This is a genomic window from Corynebacterium sp. MSK073, assembly GCF_030232085.1.
Taxonomy (GTDB): Bacteria; Actinomycetota; Actinomycetes; order Mycobacteriales; family Mycobacteriaceae; genus Corynebacterium.
Window position 1 is genome coordinate 1 of the sequence record NZ_JASPIY010000016.1, and the last position, 15192, is coordinate 15192.

17 protein-coding genes and 3 pseudogenes are annotated in these 15192 nt (G+C 55.3%); 10 read left to right on the forward strand and 10 right to left on the reverse strand.

Translation table 11 applies throughout. The features are described 5' to 3' along the window. Nucleotides 1–61 precede the first annotated feature (61 nt). The 4 genes and pseudogenes from QP970_RS09965 to QP970_RS11725 all read right to left on the reverse strand — a co-directional run bounded on the left by QP970_RS09965 (nucleotide 62) and on the right by QP970_RS11725 (nucleotide 2018). Nucleotides 62–214, reverse strand: coding sequence for a hypothetical protein (locus QP970_RS09965; protein WP_284771360.1), 153 nt, complete (start codon nucleotides 212–214; stop codon nucleotides 62–64). A 49-nt stretch (nucleotides 215–263) separates the two neighbouring features. Continuing rightward, nucleotides 264–365 (reverse strand): annotated as a pseudogene (locus tag QP970_RS11785) (transposase); the annotation flags it as partial. A 345-nt stretch (nucleotides 366–710) separates the two neighbouring features. After that, complete coding sequence (locus QP970_RS09970) at nucleotides 711–1178, reverse strand: hypothetical protein (protein ID WP_284771361.1); 468 nt, start codon at nucleotides 1176–1178, stop codon at nucleotides 711–713. Between the two features lie 657 nt (nucleotides 1179–1835). Beyond that, nucleotides 1836–2018, reverse strand: a complete 183-nt coding sequence (locus QP970_RS11725; protein WP_349819741.1) for an integrase core domain-containing protein — start codon at nucleotides 2016–2018, stop codon at nucleotides 1836–1838. A 105-nt stretch (nucleotides 2019–2123) separates the two neighbouring features. Between QP970_RS11725 and QP970_RS09975 the strand changes: the two are divergent. Both QP970_RS09975 and QP970_RS09980 read left to right on the forward strand, forming a co-directional pair. Then, a pseudogene (locus QP970_RS09975) lies at nucleotides 2124–3461 on the forward strand (IS256 family transposase). A gap of 36 nt (nucleotides 3462–3497) precedes the next feature. Next, a pseudogene (locus QP970_RS09980) lies at nucleotides 3498–3758 on the forward strand (integrase core domain-containing protein); the annotation flags it as partial. 195 nt (nucleotides 3759–3953) lie between these two features. On the opposite strand, the gene QP970_RS09985 reads toward QP970_RS09980, so the two are convergent. Beyond that, nucleotides 3954–5000, reverse strand: coding sequence for a pseudouridine synthase (locus tag QP970_RS09985; RefSeq protein ID WP_410763221.1), 1047 nt, complete (start codon nucleotides 4998–5000; stop codon nucleotides 3954–3956). A 120-nt stretch (nucleotides 5001–5120) separates the two neighbouring features. On the opposite strand from QP970_RS09985, the gene QP970_RS09990 reads away from it, so the two are divergent. The 3 genes from QP970_RS09990 to QP970_RS10000 all read left to right on the forward strand — a co-directional run bounded on the left by QP970_RS09990 (nucleotide 5121) and on the right by QP970_RS10000 (nucleotide 7136). Further along, on the forward strand, nucleotides 5121–6020 hold the full coding sequence (locus QP970_RS09990) for a universal stress protein (protein WP_284771248.1): 900 nt from the start codon (nucleotides 5121–5123) through the stop codon (nucleotides 6018–6020). 177 nt (nucleotides 6021–6197) lie between these two features. Continuing rightward, nucleotides 6198–6449, forward strand: a complete 252-nt coding sequence (locus tag QP970_RS09995; RefSeq protein ID WP_005279667.1) for a GlsB/YeaQ/YmgE family stress response membrane protein — start codon at nucleotides 6198–6200, stop codon at nucleotides 6447–6449. Nucleotides 6450–6527: 78 nt separating this feature from the next. Continuing rightward, the gene (locus tag QP970_RS10000; protein ID WP_284771247.1) at nucleotides 6528–7136 is read left to right on the forward strand and encodes a TetR/AcrR family transcriptional regulator; all 609 of its coding nucleotides are present in this window, start codon (nucleotides 6528–6530) and stop codon (nucleotides 7134–7136) included. Here the strand turns inward: QP970_RS10000 and yidC are convergent. After that, the gene (gene yidC / locus QP970_RS10005; protein WP_284771246.1) at nucleotides 7093–8037 is read right to left on the reverse strand and encodes a membrane protein insertase YidC; all 945 of its coding nucleotides are present in this window, start codon (nucleotides 8035–8037) and stop codon (nucleotides 7093–7095) included. The genes QP970_RS10000 and yidC overlap by 44 nt on opposite strands. Nucleotides 8038–8072: 35 nt before the next feature. Between yidC and QP970_RS10010 the strand changes: the two genes are divergently transcribed. Both QP970_RS10010 and QP970_RS10015 read left to right on the forward strand, forming a co-directional pair. Then, nucleotides 8073–8735: a class E sortase gene (locus tag QP970_RS10010; RefSeq protein WP_284771245.1), complete on the forward strand. Its 663-nt coding sequence runs from the start codon at nucleotides 8073–8075 to the stop codon at nucleotides 8733–8735. Further along, nucleotides 8735–8887 (forward strand): hypothetical protein, encoded by a 153-nt coding sequence (locus QP970_RS10015; RefSeq protein WP_284771244.1) that lies wholly within the window; start codon nucleotides 8735–8737, stop codon nucleotides 8885–8887. The genes QP970_RS10010 and QP970_RS10015 overlap by 1 nt, the downstream gene beginning before the upstream one ends. Here the strand turns inward: QP970_RS10015 and QP970_RS10020 are convergent. Beyond that, nucleotides 8884–9414, reverse strand: a complete 531-nt coding sequence (locus QP970_RS10020) for a DUF2020 domain-containing protein (protein WP_284771243.1) — start codon at nucleotides 9412–9414, stop codon at nucleotides 8884–8886. The genes QP970_RS10015 and QP970_RS10020 overlap by 4 nt on opposite strands. Here QP970_RS10020 and QP970_RS10025 point away from each other — a divergent pair. Beyond that, nucleotides 9413–10576, forward strand: coding sequence for a sensor histidine kinase (locus QP970_RS10025; protein WP_284771242.1), 1164 nt, complete (start codon nucleotides 9413–9415; stop codon nucleotides 10574–10576). The genes QP970_RS10020 and QP970_RS10025 overlap by 2 nt on opposite strands. 37 nt (nucleotides 10577–10613) lie before the next feature. Further along, on the forward strand, nucleotides 10614–11252 hold the full coding sequence (locus QP970_RS10030) for a response regulator (RefSeq protein WP_023018163.1): 639 nt from the start codon (nucleotides 10614–10616) through the stop codon (nucleotides 11250–11252). A 4-nt stretch (nucleotides 11253–11256) separates the two neighbouring features. Here QP970_RS10030 and QP970_RS10035 read toward each other — a convergent pair whose 3' ends face one another. Further along, on the reverse strand, nucleotides 11257–11568 hold the full coding sequence (locus tag QP970_RS10035; RefSeq protein ID WP_284771241.1) for a histone-like nucleoid-structuring protein Lsr2: 312 nt from the start codon (nucleotides 11566–11568) through the stop codon (nucleotides 11257–11259). Between the two features lie 192 nt (nucleotides 11569–11760). Then, a complete protein-coding gene (locus tag QP970_RS10040) occupies nucleotides 11761–12393 on the reverse strand; it encodes a DUF6474 family protein (protein ID WP_284869903.1) in 633 nt (210 codons plus the stop codon). A 68-nt stretch (nucleotides 12394–12461) separates the two neighbouring features. On the opposite strand from QP970_RS10040, the gene QP970_RS10045 reads away from it, so the two are divergent. Continuing rightward, nucleotides 12462–13895 (forward strand): TM0106 family RecB-like putative nuclease, encoded by a 1434-nt coding sequence (locus tag QP970_RS10045; protein WP_284869904.1) that lies wholly within the window; start codon nucleotides 12462–12464, stop codon nucleotides 13893–13895. Here the strand turns inward: QP970_RS10045 and QP970_RS10050 are convergent. Continuing rightward, complete coding sequence (locus tag QP970_RS10050; protein WP_284849694.1) at nucleotides 13892–15190, reverse strand: copper oxidase; 1299 nt, start codon at nucleotides 15188–15190, stop codon at nucleotides 13892–13894. The two genes, QP970_RS10045 and QP970_RS10050, sit on opposite strands and share 4 nt — an antisense overlap. Nucleotides 15191–15192 lie beyond the last annotated feature (2 nt).

Here is a 15192-nt window from a genome sequence, read left to right on the forward strand (position 1 = left end):
AGCACGTGCTGGCCCCTGACACCATCACACTGCATGCTCTATCGAAAGGTAGAAACACCACTCAAACGGACTTGACCGTGTCCACCAAATGGGGGTCAGGTCCCAGATCTTCAGTGAGCCTGCTTGAAGCAAAATTTTTGGCGGCCTTGCGCAGGATGTCACGTTCTTCGCGCAGCTTCGCGTTTTCTTTTTCTAACTGGCGGATCCGTCTCACGACTCATTCGCTACTTGAGCTTTATCCTGCAATGCTTTTATGCGGGCACGTTTGCCGGTGCCGTACTTGGTGACCCATGAATGAAGCGAGGCACGGTTGATACCGAGCTCGGCTGACGCTGAGTTCAGCGAGAGTTCTCATAGAGAGCCACAGCATCGCGTTTGAACTGTTCTCAGTACCTGGACATAGTGGCAGATTACCAATCTTGCCAACCCGACTGGACTGGATATCAGGTGTCCACCAAACAGGGGCCAGGTCCGATAATGACTACGGTGTCACTGAAGAGAGGCCATACCCCAGCGAGGATTAACGAAGTCAGCGAGAAGCTGATGGAAATCCTAGGATCGCCGGCTTGATTAACGAATTGTCGACCCCACCAGTTAACGCTGGCTTGCGAACGAAGATGATACACATTTGAGCTACGGCCACTTGACATCGGTCTAGATGCTTGCGTTCCTTCCTTGAAACAGAATCTAAAGCCGATGAGATGGACTGCTCAGTACATGGGGATTTCTGGACCTTGGTTACGGAATTTTTCGAGCAAGGACCCGAATTCGACCTCCCATATATGAAACTCACTCGGCAAGAATGTAGGTTCCTTTTTCTGCCGAGAAACGACATCAGCTTGAGCTGCTTCACGCGTAGCAAAAGCAGCCAATATATCTGGGCTAATTTCCTGGTGGCGCGCGGAGGAATTTTGCGCATATCCTTCTCTAAAAACGAGATAAACGAGGTTCGGGAAATGGCACTTGTTTAGTTTCCCTCTCCAGCCCTGAAGGGGAACTTCTTCAGCCCAACAGGTCATATCTGAAGAATCAACATGCTCGCCCATGGCGCGCTCCTGCTCTCTGGTTAAAGCTACTCCGACAAATTCTTCGTCATACGTAGCTTCCATACGCGCAAAGAGCACAAAAATTTTAGCTTGGTTACTGTTATCTGAAGTTCTACCTGTTAAACCTTGCATGCTTCTCTAAACGGTTCAGTGTCAACAGTCGCAGTGTAAGTTTTATCACCGTCTACGATAGTTCCCGTAGTCGTGCCAATAAAGTTCGTATCCACTAAGCCATTGCAACGAAACTCAATGTTTTTCTGTTCGAGTTTGGATTGTCCCTGATTGTAAGAACGCGTAGGAACGCCAGACTTTAATGGTGCGTCTTTCCATACCATCCAATACTGGTACTTAAGTTTACTCTCGTGTTTGATAGAAGTTACCGGACGACTACACTTAGTCACCGGCTTAAAACCGATGATCCTTGCATCACCATCGCCGGTCTTAGTTCGTACATGAACTTCTGTAGGCTCGAGTACGCACGGTCCATAGTCTGGAGTTGCAGCGTACGGTTGAGCGGCGGGAGCACTACTATCGCCTTCTAGCTTTTCAACTCGTGTATAAACACCGCTCTCACCGGATTGTTCTACCGAAGCGGGAACCGTAGATGCCTCCGCCACCGAAGGAGTCAACGCAATAGCTAATGCCAAGCAGGAGCATGACGCGGACATCCTAGCTATTTTACTGAACAAAGCTCCACCCTCTCGTTTCTAGACACAATGAGTACCAATGCTAAGTCTAATTATGTATTGTCTCTTTTTCTATAAAAGTGAAGTGCCTCGTGTTTTGTTCCTAGGCATTTGCCTTGATTTCTATTATTACTTGCGGCGGGTTCTTCTTCCACAATTCGGTTTCCACCTCGGCCGGGGTTCGGTATCCCAGGCTTTGGTGGAGCCTTACCTCGTTCCACCATGACACCCACTCAAACGTGGCGATTTCTGCCTCGACAACATCATTCCACCTGCGAGTATGGATGAGTTCGCCTCTTGTGAGGGGCCGTTAACGTTTTCAGCTGAGAGTGTCTGATGGTTTGTGTGTGGGAACCCAACCCGCATAAGGAGATGAACCAGAATGACTACTATGGCGAGACGAGATCTAAGCTGATAAGGCCAAGATTGATGCGATTGAAAAGAAGCTGCTTGCTAACCCTGAAATCGCGAAACTGATTGATGAGCTAGGCACGTCGACAACGGATGCCAATGACCTAGTTCGGGGCATGCTACAAGCCTCAATCACCAGAGGCTTGAATGCTGAAATGGATACCCACCTAGGCTATGAGCCCGGCGATAGAGCAGCTAAAGCTACTGCTGAAACGGATAATTACCGCAACGGGTCGTATCCAAAGACCGTGGATTCTAATTACGGGCCAGTAAACATTGATGTTCCACGAGACCGGGCCGGGACGTTTACCCCAACCATGGCCCCTCAAAGGCTCCAGGCGGCTAACAGATGTTGACGATATGATTGTCAGCTTATATGCCGGCGGCATGACCATTAGGGATATCCAGCATCATATGGCAACTGCGATGCGGGTAGATATCTCCCATGAAACAATCTCTGCAGTAACTGATGCCGTCCTTGATGAGGTCATGGTGTGGCAAAACCGCCAGTTAGACGAGTTCTACCCCGTGATATTCCTGGATGCGTTGCGCATTAAAGTCCGCGACGGCGGCCGGGTAGTCAACAAGTCCGCGTACATGGCAATCGGCGTGGACCTCGACGGCATCAAACACATCCTGGGATTGTGGATTGCCAAAGAAGAAGGTGCTTCCTTTTGGGCACACGTGTGCGCCAACTTATCTAACCGCGGGGTCAAAGACGTCTTTATTGTCTGCTGTGACGGGCTGAAAGGCCTACCAGAGGCTTCTGGAGGCAACCTGGCCGAATTCCATGGTACAAACCTGCATCGTGCACCTGATTCGCGCCGCGAACCGGCAGGTCACCTACGGGGATCGCCGCGCTGTGTCAGCCGCGTTGAAGAAGGTTTATACGGCTACTGATGAATCCACGGCAGAAGCAGCGTTGAAGGAATTTTCCGATTCTGAACTGGGTGTGAAGTACCCTCAGTCGGTCAAGGTCTGGCAGGACGCATGGGATAGATTCGTGCCATTTTTGCAGTTCCCACCAGCAGCCAGAAAGGTCATCTATACGACGAATTCCATTGAGTCGTTTAACAACCAATTGCGTAAAGCCACCCGCAACAGGGTGCAGTTCACCAACGATGAATCCGCGCTGAAAACGCTGTGGCTGATGATCTGCACTATTGAAGACAAACGAGCCGCAAAGAGAGCAAAGCAAGGCAAACGAGTCTCAAGAACAGCCGGCAGACTCATGGAAGGAGCCCGAGTGTCCGGCTGGAAACAAGCCATCAACCAGATGGCCGTGGCCTTTCCCGACCGCTTCGACAAATACCTATAAACCTAGCCCCACACACAAACAACTTGACACGCTCATTGCTCGTCGTTGGGTGTGCGCCAGTCCATGGGCGCGGTAGGAACGAGTGCAGATAACGCCCTAGCAGAATCGTTTAACGCCACCTTAAAGCGGGAAGTCTTGCGTGATAGGAAAGTCTTTGGCAATCCCATTATCTGCCGTCAGGAAGTCTTTAGGTGGTGCATGCGCTACAACACGCGCCGGCGACACTCGTGGTGCAACCTTCTAGCTCCCGATGACTTCGAAGCACTCACATCAGCTACACTGACCAAAGCAGCATAGCTAACCCCCGACGTGCCCACTTTCCGGGGGTCAGGCCCATAATAGAAATCAAGGCACATGCCTAGGAATAAAACTCGGGGCACTTCATCTCCCCAACTCGACTGGGTTGAATATCAGGTGGCCACCAAATGGAGGTCAGGTCGTTCCAGATTTTCCCCTCTATTCAAACGGAACAAAGCCTGGGACATTGCAGGCTTAAAGCAATTTGTGCGTGGCCAGTGGAAGTCCTGAGCTGAAATGGCGCGGCTTTCCGCTGAGCGGATCCGTGAATCCTAAGTCCGTCGCTGTTAAGCGCATGGGCACGGACATGTCTTCAGCTTCCTCAGGGAAAATCGTGGGGTAGACAGGATCGCCGAGGATCGGTATGCCCGCCTGCCACATGTGCAGCCGCAATTGATGGGTCTTCCCAGTCTGTGGTTTTAGGGTGTAGATGCCGAGGTCAGCCAGTGAACCGTGAACTTTTTCATAAGGGGCCTTATCAATGGGTTCTACCGATTCTAGTGTGGTGAAAGCATTTGGTTCACCATCTGCTATTCGTCCCTGGATTTCACCGGGCGTTTTAGTTAGGTGGGAGGACCATTGGAGGGGCGTCGGCAAGCGGCGGAATTCCGCGACCGCCTGGTAGGTCTTGTGGACTTTCTTTTCTGCGAAGAGGGACTGGTAGGCGCCGCGGACGTCCTTGTGCTTGGTAAATAGAAGAAGGCCCGAGGTGAGGCGGTCGAGGCGGTGTGCCGGCACTAATTCGTTATTTCCGGTGGAACGGCGAAGGCGTACGGTGGCGGTTTCGACGATGTGCCGGGCGCGCGGCATGGTGGCCATGAATGGGGGTTTATCGGCTACCAGGATGTTGTCATCTTCATAGATGATGGGGATGTCATAAGGCACGGGTGCTTCTGGTGCGGGGATGCGGTAGAAGAAGACATCGACATCTTTGCCGAGCACGGTACCTGGCTTTAGGGGAGTTTGATCGCGCAGGACTACCTCGCCCGCGGTGAATCGGTCACGCAGTGCCTGTGCATCATCATTAGGGTGGCGGTGGCGCTGCGAGGAGATGACTTTGCTGAGAAAATCCCAGGTGCTGAGACCTTCCTCCGGCGTGCGTACGCGCGTGGGGTTGAGCCCATTTTTAATGGGCAAAGGGCTGAATCCTTTTTTGTGGTGTATTAGTGTGTTTGACATGGATATTAATTCTCTCGCGGACCAGGTGCTGGCTTTTTTCAATGACGGAATTGGCGCGGTGATATGGGGCGTATTCCGAACGCTCCTCGAAATTTTCTCTCCGTCCAATTCTGATCCTGCAACTGTCAACCATTAAGCCTAATCCGTACTATAATTAAGTTATAACCACTGAAAGGAAAGATCATGGCTAAGGAAGACATTGTAGTCGTCGCCGTCGACGGCTCTGACGCCTCAAAGAACGCCGTCCGTTGGGCGGCAAATACGGCGATGAAGAGGGAAATCCCGCTGCGCATCGCATCGAGCTACACCATACCGCAATTCCTGTATGCAGAAGGTATGGTTCCGCCGAAGGATCTCTACGATGACTTGCAGGACGACACCCTGGAAAAGATTGAGGAAGCTCGTGCAATCGCTCACGAGGTAGCCCCAGAGCTCAAGATTGGGCACACCATCGCAGAGGGCTCCCCCATCGATATGCTCTTGGAAATGTCTCAAGACGTCACCATGGTCGTGATGGGTTCGCGCGGCATGGGCGGCCTGTCCGGCATGGTCATGGGGTCTGTCTCCGCAGCAGTTGTTTCCCACGCCGCTTGCCCGGTAGTTGTGGTTCGTGAAGATAATAACGTCACCGACTCCACCAAATACGGCCCAGTTGTCGTTGGCGTGGACGGTTCCGAGGTTTCTCAGAAGGCAACCTCCTATGCTTTCCGCGAAGCCCAGGCTCGCGGCGCGGCCCTCGTTGCCGTGCACACCTGGATGGATATGCAAATCCAGGCATCCCTCGCCGGCCTCTCTGCAGCTCAGTCTGAGTGGTCAGAGATTGAAAAGGAACAAGCTGAGGTGCTGGAAGAAAACCTGAAGGAACCGCGCGAAGAGTTCCCAGATGTTGAGGTGAAGAAGCAGATCACCCGTGACCGGCCCGTCCGTGCGTTGACGGAGGCCGCCGAAGGCGCGCAGCTTCTCGTCGTTGGTTCCCACGGCCGTGGTGGATTCAAGGGCATGGTCCTTGGCTCTACCTCCCGCGCATTGCTGCAGTCTGCACCGTGCCCGATGATGGTGGTACGCCCAGACGACGAAGGCTAAATCATTCACTAGCCTGACTTCCCAGCGCTCTTCTCCCGGCTTTTAGAGCTAGGAGTGGAGCGCTTCTGGTGTTTTAAAGCCACTTTGCTATACAAATGTGTCGCATTTGTTATCGCCACTTGAGTCACAGGGGTTTAAACTGGGCAGTATTCGACACGTTTATATTAGGAGGAAATCATGGGACTAGGTTTGGGTCTATTTACTTCAATCATTGTTGGTATCATTGCCGGTTGGCTGGCAGAGAAGATTATGAAGCGTGACCACGGGTTGTTTACCAACTTGGTGGTGGGTGTTATCGGCGGCCTCATCGGTGGCATCATTATCCAGCTACTGAATATTGAGGCTAGCGGTGGTTGGATCTTCTCCATCGTCGCTGCCACCGCTGGTGCTTGCATCTTGCTGTGGATTGTGGACAAGGTGAAACAATAGTCCGCATATAACTAGCGTACATACCGGTTTGTCTATAAAGTATAGATGAACCGGTTTTGTCGTTGTAGAGAGGAATCCATGGCAGAGAAGAAGTCGCGCCGCAATCGCCCCAGCCCGCGGAGCCGATTGCTGGAATCTGCAACAAAGCTCTTTAAAACTGAGGGCATTCGCGTCATCGGTATTGACCGCATCTTGCGCGAAGCGGATGTGGCCAAGGCATCCCTATATTCCTTGTTTGGTTCCAAGGATGCCTTGGTTATTGCCTACGTAGAGTCCTTGGATGAACAATTCCGCCAGGACTGGGAGCAGCGGACGGCTGCCATGCAGGATCCGGACCAAAAGATCTTGGCCTTTTTTGACAAGGTCATTGAGGAAGAGCCGGAGGAAGGATTCCGCGGTTCGCACTTCTTGAATGCAGCGGGCGAGTACCCGCGGCCTGAAACGGATTCGGAGCGCGGCATCGTCGCGGCCTGCATGCAGCATCGCAATTGGGTGCACTCTACCTTGACGGCTCTGTTGACGGAGCGCAACGGTTATCCCTCGGCCTCCCAAGCAAGCCAGCTCTTGATTTTCCTCGATGGCGGTCTCGCCGGATCCCGCCTGACCAAAGAAGCAGGGCCACTCTATACCGCCCGCGAGCTAGCTACTCAGATGCTTTCGGCTCCTCCTGCTGATTATTCGATTTAAGGTGCTTGCGCGCCTCAATGCGCAGCCGGTTGACCCGCTTTTTCTCCTCCTTGGAAAGAGCGGGTTGTTTTTCTTTATTCCGCCAATTTTGAAGGCTCTCACGACGCATCGCATTTACTTCATCTGTAAGCGGGTAGAACTCGCGCAGCATGATTTCGAAGATGATGGTCTGAATGAGGGTAATCCAATATGCACAGGCCCAATAAATAATGATGGCGACGGGAATGGGGCCATTATGAGCTAGGTGCCAGAGGAAGAAGGGCACGATGATGAGCAAAATGCCCATGAAAATGAATATGCGGCGGTTCAGTTTTAGATCGAATTGCGTGGTGAGGAAGCTGCGGATTAGGGCGATGATGGAATTCGCCATGGTAAAGACGATGGCAGCAATGAGGACGGGATTAAGAAGATCGCCGTGATCGCGGGCGAAGTCAGTGATTGGGGCACCGTAGAATGTGGTTTCACGAAAGGCGGCGACGTCGTCAGCATTGAGCATGCCGACGGTCTTTGAGTCCTGATCGATTTTCGACATCCGAAGGATTACTTGGTACAAACCAATGAAAACCGGAATCATGATGAGCGGTGGGATGCAGCCAGCAGCAGGTTTGTAGTTATAGCTCTTCATGAGATCCTGCTGATTCTTGATGAGCGCAGCCATTTCCTCTTTGGTGCTGGCCTGGTTCATTTCCTTAGAGATATCGTTATTCTCCGGACGCATGAGGACACCGATGCGTGCGGAGCGCAGCGACATCCAGTTGAGGGGGATAACGATGCCTCTCACGGTGAGTACCAAAAGGAAAATGGAGACAAGCCATGCAGCGGATTCATCAACGAAGCCGCTGATCAGCCAATGCCAGAATTTCATGATTCCGGAAACCGGGTACATGAAGAACTCGAACATGGTTTTCCTTTCGGAGAGGAAGTATGGTTTAGGACATGACAAAAGTTCTGGGCGAACTCATGCTAACCATTGGTTTGGTTTTAGTTCTATTTGCATTCTATGAAGCCTATTGGACGAATGTGGAATCAGGGCGCTTACAAGATGAAGCTAATGCAAAATTAGAAGAGCAGTGGCGCAACCCCCGGGAGAAAGTGGACCCAGATTTGGGAGAGGCTTTTGCACAGATGTACATCCCAGCCTTTGGCTCGGATTATCATTTTGCCATCATTCAAGGCACGGATGATGATGATCTTCTACGCGGACCTGGTCACTATGAGGACACACAAATGCCAGGTGAGACGGGGAATTTTGCGGTGGCTGGGCACCGCGTAGGCAAGGGTGCCCCATTTAATGATTTGGGTTCTTTGCACACCTGCGATGACGTTATCATCGAAACCCAAACGGAAAAGATTACTTACAAGGTGCTGCCTATCGATGGCGAGCATGCGGATTGCTTCGATGAAGTACCAGAAGAATATAGCCATGTTGCAGGCAGGCACATCACCACGCCTGGCGATGTCTCAGTGATCGACCCCGTCCCAGGAACTGAAGCGGACCCCACGCGGGGAATGCTGACTCTGACTACCTGTCACCCGCAATTTTCCAACGCCGAGCGCATGATCGTGCACGCGATGGAAGTTGGAAAGGAAGCTAAGTAATGTATCGCGCTTTGTGGAATCTATTGCCAGGACCGAAGCCAGTGAAGGCGCTGCTCGCCATCGCCATTGCGGTGGGAATCTTCTTCCTCCTCATGGAGGTTGTCTTCCCCTGGGTTTCGCCGATGATGCCCTATAACGACGTCGCGGTTTAAAGCCCTAAATTGGCAATGGCTTCCTGAGCAATCTGCTCGGACTTGAAGGTCTGTTGCTGATTGCTCCACACCAGCACCGCGTGGGTATCCTTTTGCACGGCATAGACGGCCTGCTCATTGACGATGCCCCGTCCGCCTTCCCAGCCTGCAAAGGAGGCGGGCTCGGTGGCATCGATTGGCGCGGCCCAATCCACCGCGGCGCGGGCGTCTTCTACAGTGGGCATCTCGCGCACGATGACGGTAGCTTGCGGGTGGTCTTGATAAGACCAGAAGACGCACGCGGGGGTGGGAAAGCGCGTGTCGATGCCCTGCTTGGTAAGACGCTCGCCATTGGTATTTTCCAACCAGCCGGGATCGATATAGGGGCAATCGCTCCACTCGTTGACCTCTGCGGTCTGTGCGACGTTGATGGCGGCGCTTTCCGGTGTCACCTCGTGTTCCGGTTCGGTCTGGTCTGCTTGTTCGGTCTGGCATCCCGCGATCCCTATTCCGGTCAGGGCGAGAAGGACAAGTAGGCTTTTGCGCATGAGCTCCACATTAGATCGGGATTCTGATGCACTGCGTACCGGCATTCATTTCTTGACTGCGGTCCTGTTAGTGGTGGGTATTTTTACTTCGGTGAAAATGCCGCTATCGCAGTCCCTTATTAACCTATTGCTATTGGTGGGGTTCGCGGCCGTCTACTTTGCGGGATCGATCTATGCGGAGCAGTGGCCGCGGCCCATGCGCTACTTGTGGATAAGCATCCTGACGGTGTTATGGGGTGCGGATCTTTTCGTGGCTCCCGCCGCCATTTATCTGGTATTCGTCATGTACTTTTTGTACCTGACGGTGCTGGATGTGACCGCAGGTATCCTGTGTGTCATCGGTGCGACCGTGCTCACTGTCGTGGTGCAGATACCGGGAGGTCTGACCTTTGGTGGAGTGATGGGACCGGCGGTCTCGGCACTAGTAACCGTGGCGATTACCTATGCGTTTCGCACCTTATCGCGCATGAACCGGGAGCTAGTAGAAACCCGTACGCAATTGGCGGCCACGGAACGAGACGCCGGCATGGTGGCCGAACGCCAGCGCATCGCCCATGAGATTCATGACACCTTGGCCCAGGGGTTGTCATCAATTCAGATGCTCCTGCACTCCGCCGACCGGGATCTGGATAAACACGACATTGCCGCCGCCCGGCGGCGCATTGAGCTCGCCCGGCGGGCCGCGGCGGATAACCTGCATGAGGCGCGGGCCATGATTGCGGCGCTGCAGCCTCCCACACTGACGGAGACATCCCTTGAGGCGGCGCTGACGCGCATGGCGGAAAACTTCGCCGCTACGGCGGGGTTCCAGGTGGAGGTCGAAAGCGAGGGCGCGGAGCAACAGCTGCCGATGAAAATAGAGGCGGCGCTATTGCGGATTGCACAGGGGGCGGTGGGGAACATCGTCAAGCATGCCCACGCCAGCCGCGCCCGGATCACCGTCACCTATGAAACCGACGAGGTGCGCGTGGATGTGGTGGATAATGGGCAGGGTTTTGATCCCGCGATGGTGGAAAGCGCGCCGGCGGGTCTGGGGCATATTGGCCTTTCTGCCATGCAGCGCCGTGCGCAGGAGCTGGGCGGCGAGGTGATCATAGAATCCGCGCCGGGGGAGGGAACGGCTGTGTCAGTTAGTGTGCCCTTTGATAAGGCGGTAGATTAAACTTTTGGTTGAGAAAAACATCGATAGGAGGGATGTCGTGATTCGGGTCCTTTTGGCAGATGACCACGAGATTGTGCGGCTGGGGCTGCGTTCGGTGCTTGAAGGTGCCGAAGATATCGACGTCGTGGGCGAGGTAGCGACGGCGGAGGCCGCTGTGTCTGCGGCACAAGCAGGCGGTATCGATGTCATCCTCATGGACCTGCGCTTCGGGGCGGGCCTGGAGGGAACGCGCGTTATGGGTGGCGTCGAAGCCACCGCGCAGATTCGTTCCTCCATGAGCACGCCGCCCAAGGTGTTGGTCATCACCAATTACGACACCGATGCGGATATCCTCGGCGCTATCGAAGCAGGCGCGGTGGGCTACCTCCTAAAAGACGCTCCACCGCAGGAGCTTTTGGATGCCGTCCATTCGACGGCGGAGGGGGACTCGGCGCTCTCGCCCATCGTGGCCGATCGCCTCATGACCCGAGTCCGCACGCCCCGCACCTCGCTGACCCCGCGCGAGCTAGAGGTTTTGCAACTGGTGGCGGCGGGGGCCTCGAACCGGCAAATTGGCCACGACCTCATGCTTTCTGAGGCCACGGTGAAGTCCCACCTGGTGCACATTTATGACAAATTGGGTGTGCGCTCCCGCACGTCCGCGGTGGCGGCCGCTAGGGAACAGGGCGTGCTTTGAACGTCTAGTGGGCGGCGTTGTAGGCGTCGATAATGTCTTGGGGGATTTTGCCGCGGCGCGCTACGTCATGGCCCTGCTTTTTTGCCCATTCGCGGACCTTGCGGGGATCGACCTGTGGGGACTCGGCATCGGGGGCGGCATGTGCGGCCTCGACAAAGGGAGCGATTGCCTCGTGGAAGCGGCGAGCATTGTCGCGAGATAGATCCATGAGGTAGCTACGTCCGTTGACGCTGAAGCGAACTACTTCTAATTCATCCTCACCAATGAGTTTATTATCTAGGTCATCATAAAATTGCGTGATTTCGCGGCGTGCCATAGTACCTCCATGGTTTATTGCGTCGATATGTTTGCCTAATGCCGGCATTTGGAATCTGAATTAACTTTAATTCAATTCTACCAGTGTGGAAATTAATAGACAATAAAAATTTACTTATTGGCGCTCGCGTAAAAAATATCGCCGCCACCTTAAAGAAAGGTGAACGGCGATTGGTAGAAAGAAAAAGAGAAATTAAGCGCCCAGGCGCTGTTGAATCTCCGCAGTAACGGAATCGATCTCTCCGCTAATGGTCTTATGTGCACGGCGGCGCTGCTGCTCCGTCATGAATTCGGCGTTATCGATCGCGGAATCAACCTCCTCGAGGCGCTCGCGCACGTCGCGCTTGAAGCCGGCGGGCAGATCTACATCCTTGAGGGAATTACGGATGCCGGTGGTGCGGGCCTTGAGCGGGGCGCCATAGCCAGAAAAAGAGGCCATTTCCGCGGAACTCACGCCTGCCTTGTGAGCCTTGCGCTTTTCTTTTTCGGACTTAAGGCCCACAAATGCGCGATAAACGAGGGGAAGCAACAGCGGGGCGGCGGTGCGCAATGCGCCTGCATAGCGCTTGACCTTGCCAGAATTAAAGTGGCCCTCGCGCAACTTTTCCAGTTCTTTTTCCGCCATTTTTTGTTCGTGCTTCCGGCGCTTTTTGAGGCCCTTTTCTTCGGCCTTAACAAGGTGCTTTTCTTGCTTGGCAAGGAGCTTTTGTTGGCGGCGACGATCCTTCGACTGGGCCTTTACCTCAGCCTTGGCGCGCGCCTTTGCCGCCTTGGCCTGCGCACGCGCTTCTTGGCGAGCCTTTTTCAATTTCTTGAGGATACTCATTATTTTCCCTTACGTTTGATCGAGTCTGGATTCAACATTACCTTGCTGTTCTATTAAGCTCACCCGGTGTGGAGGATGTCGTTGTAGCTTCGGATCTCGTTGGGTGCCGCTATCGCTTGGTGCAGCGGCGCGCCCACCCGGAGATTCCGCGCACCCGATCCTCGATCGCTAGGGCCGAACGCCACAGCGCCGCCGTAGACGCGGTCATGGAATTATTCCCGCGCAAAGCCCCTGGCCGTTTCCGGCGCATCGATCTAGAAGGCGATGATTGGGAACGCGCCATGGCCACGCTGGAGGCCATTGCCTCCGGCTATACCCACATCACCAATGCGGTCTTTGCCACCGAAAAGTGGAAAGTACACGTGGAATTGCTACTCCGAGAGGGCAGCTCCTATACCCCCATTATTGTGAGCAACCACCGCGTCGCGCGCAAGAACCCAAAGAAAACCACGCTTGCCGTGCCCACCCATCGCCTTGGGCTGAGCGAGCCTATGGAGGTTCCGTATAAGTCCCGCCACCATGCCGTCGATGGGTATCGCTTGGCGCTCGCCGCCCAGGCCTTGGAAGACATGGGCCTGAACTCTGGGCGCGGCGGTGCCATCGGGCAGGACCGCCAGCAGGCCTTTTTCACGGAGACGGCGAAGTTTGACGTGCAGCGCGCTTGGGATAAGCCGCTTCCCACCGCGCCGGTGCGGGTCAAGGAATGCGCGAGTTGTAGGTTCTGGCCCCTGTGCGAGCAAGAGCTGGTGGCGGCGGACGATATTTCCCTTTTCTTACCGGGCGATCTCGCCCGCCCCTTTCGCGAGCGCGGCATTACCACGGTGCAGGCGCTTATCGATGCCAATGCGGGCGAGCCCTCCCGCCTCGCGGCCGCGTGGCGCTCCGGTCAGACGCTGTTGCGCCGCGGGGATACAGCGGTGCCGCGCGCGGATGTCGAGGTGGATGTGGACATGGAAGCCTACATGGACCAGGGCGCTTACCTGTGGGGCGCGTGGTTCGAGGGCGAGTACCACCCCTTCGTGACCTGGGAGCCGCTAGGCGGGCGCGCTGAGGCGGAGATCTTCGCCGAATTTTGGCGGTGGTTGATGCGGTTGCGCGATACAGCGCATGCGGAGGGCAAGACCTTTGCCGCTTATTGCTATTCCGCCCACGGCGAGAACCACTGGATGCGCCGTTCCGCGCAGCGCTTCCGGGAGGTAGATGAACGGGACGTAGAAGACTTTATCTCTTCCCCGGAGTGGGTGGATATGTTTGCCTACGTGAAGAGATCCTTCGCGGGGCCCTTTGGGCTGGGGCTCAAAGTGGTGGCCCCAGTGGCGGGATTCCGGTGGCCGGACGAGGACTTTGATGGCGAGGAATCCGTGAACGCGCGCCGGGAGGCCCTGGCCGGCGACATGAGCGTCCGGCAGCGCCTCTTGGACTATAACGCCGGCGATGTGCACGCCACCCGGATAGTGCGGGAGTGGATGACCGCCGGCGCGCCGGGGACCCCAGAGCTCTAGAGCGCCGCGAATAGGGCGTAGATCACCGCCAGGATGGCGATGCCGATATAGATTTGGTTCCAGTCCGCGGTGGTTTTCGGCGCGGGACCCTCCGCCTTTTTCATCAACACCTGCTTTTGGGCCTTGACCGCGCGGGCGATGAATATGGGGTAGACCGCCAAAGAGCCGATGCATAGCAGCGAGGCCACCACCTTGAGCACGGAGATATCCGTGCCCATCCAGATAAGCAGCCCGCCATTGACGAATGTGGCGCGCAACAGGCCCCACCGATCTAGCTCCTGAAGCCCCGCGCGGACCGCGCCGGGGCCACCGCCCATGGTGGTGGGAAGGAGATAGCTCATGACTCCGATGAGCAGCTGCGCCGCAAACCCCACGACGAGGCCGAGGGTGGGAAGCCCTGGTTCCGCAACGAGGAAGTGCTGTGTGGTGTAGTACGCCAGGGATAGCACCAGCCAGAGTGCGGCCATCAGCACCGAAACGGAGGCAAAGTTAACGCGATCGCGCGGTGCGCGGGCGACGTCGATGACATTGCCAAGCCACTGGTGCAGGCTCAGGATCCAACCGATGCAATAGATAATCAGCCCGAGCTGTGGGAAGTTCAGAAACGCGCCAATGGTCGTTGCCACCACGCCCAGGGTAAGCAGTAGGAACGAGGAGGACATGCGTTCATTGGTGCCCTGCGTGCGCCAGATGGTGGGAAAGAGGATGGTCAAAGAACCTGCTGCGGCAAGGCCGATGAAACCGCCGATATTGGCGGCGATATGGGCCAAGAGCAACTGTGGATCACCCGGGTGGATGGCCAGGATTGCGCCGAAGACCGCACCGACCGGCAGGCACAGCGCGGATAGCACATAGGCGCCGACAACCGGGCGGAAGCGCTTATCTTTAGCTGTTCGCCACTGGGTAAAGAGGGACACCGCGTGCCATAAAACGGTGAGCGCGATAAGCATGGCACCGATCTGGGTCAGTATCCAGTGATGATCCCAGAACTGCACGAGGATTTGGCCCGCCACGGCGATGATGATGCCGATATTGAGGATATAGATGCGCGCGAGCTGCTTGGGGCGGGCGGAATCCGGCAATTTTTGTTGCACGAATTTTTCAGTCAGGTGCTGCGACCACACCAAGATGCTGTTGGTGACTAGGCCCAACGTGAAGAGGTGGATTAGTACCCAGCGATAGTTGGGCACAAATATGTGCGCTGCGCCCACCACGATGAAGACCATCATCCAGATGGACACGGGGCGTGAGGCTTTGCGGTGCCAGGTGCGGCTCGACCACTTATCTTGAGGCATAA

Coding starts and splice junctions, on each gene's coding strand:
- QP970_RS10015 (WP_284771244.1), top strand. CDS start 8,735: ATGTATCGCGCTTTGTGGAATCTATTGCCAGGACCGAAGCCAGTGAAG.
- QP970_RS10035 (WP_284771241.1), bottom strand. CDS start 11,568: ATGGCACGCCGCGAAATCACGCAATTTTATGATGACCTAGATAATAAA.
- QP970_RS09990 (WP_284771248.1), top strand. CDS start 5,121: ATGGCTAAGGAAGACATTGTAGTCGTCGCCGTCGACGGCTCTGACGCC.
- QP970_RS10020 (WP_284771243.1), bottom strand. CDS start 9,414: ATGCGCAAAAGCCTACTTGTCCTTCTCGCCCTGACCGGAATAGGGATC.
- QP970_RS09970 (WP_284771361.1), bottom strand. CDS start 1,178: ATGCAAGGTTTAACAGGTAGAACTTCAGATAACAGTAACCAAGCTAAA.
- QP970_RS10040 (WP_284869903.1), bottom strand. CDS start 12,393: ATGAGTATCCTCAAGAAATTGAAAAAGGCTCGCCAAGAAGCGCGTGCG.
- QP970_RS10050 (WP_284849694.1), bottom strand. CDS start 15,190: ATGCCTCAAGATAAGTGGTCGAGCCGCACCTGGCACCGCAAAGCCTCA.
- yidC (WP_284771246.1), bottom strand. CDS start 8,037: ATGTTCGAGTTCTTCATGTACCCGGTTTCCGGAATCATGAAATTCTGG.
- QP970_RS09995 (WP_005279667.1), top strand. CDS start 6,198: ATGGGACTAGGTTTGGGTCTATTTACTTCAATCATTGTTGGTATCATT.
- QP970_RS10000 (WP_284771247.1), top strand. CDS start 6,528: ATGGCAGAGAAGAAGTCGCGCCGCAATCGCCCCAGCCCGCGGAGCCGA.
- QP970_RS10025 (WP_284771242.1), top strand. CDS start 9,413: ATGAGCTCCACATTAGATCGGGATTCTGATGCACTGCGTACCGGCATT.
- QP970_RS10010 (WP_284771245.1), top strand. CDS start 8,073: ATGACAAAAGTTCTGGGCGAACTCATGCTAACCATTGGTTTGGTTTTA.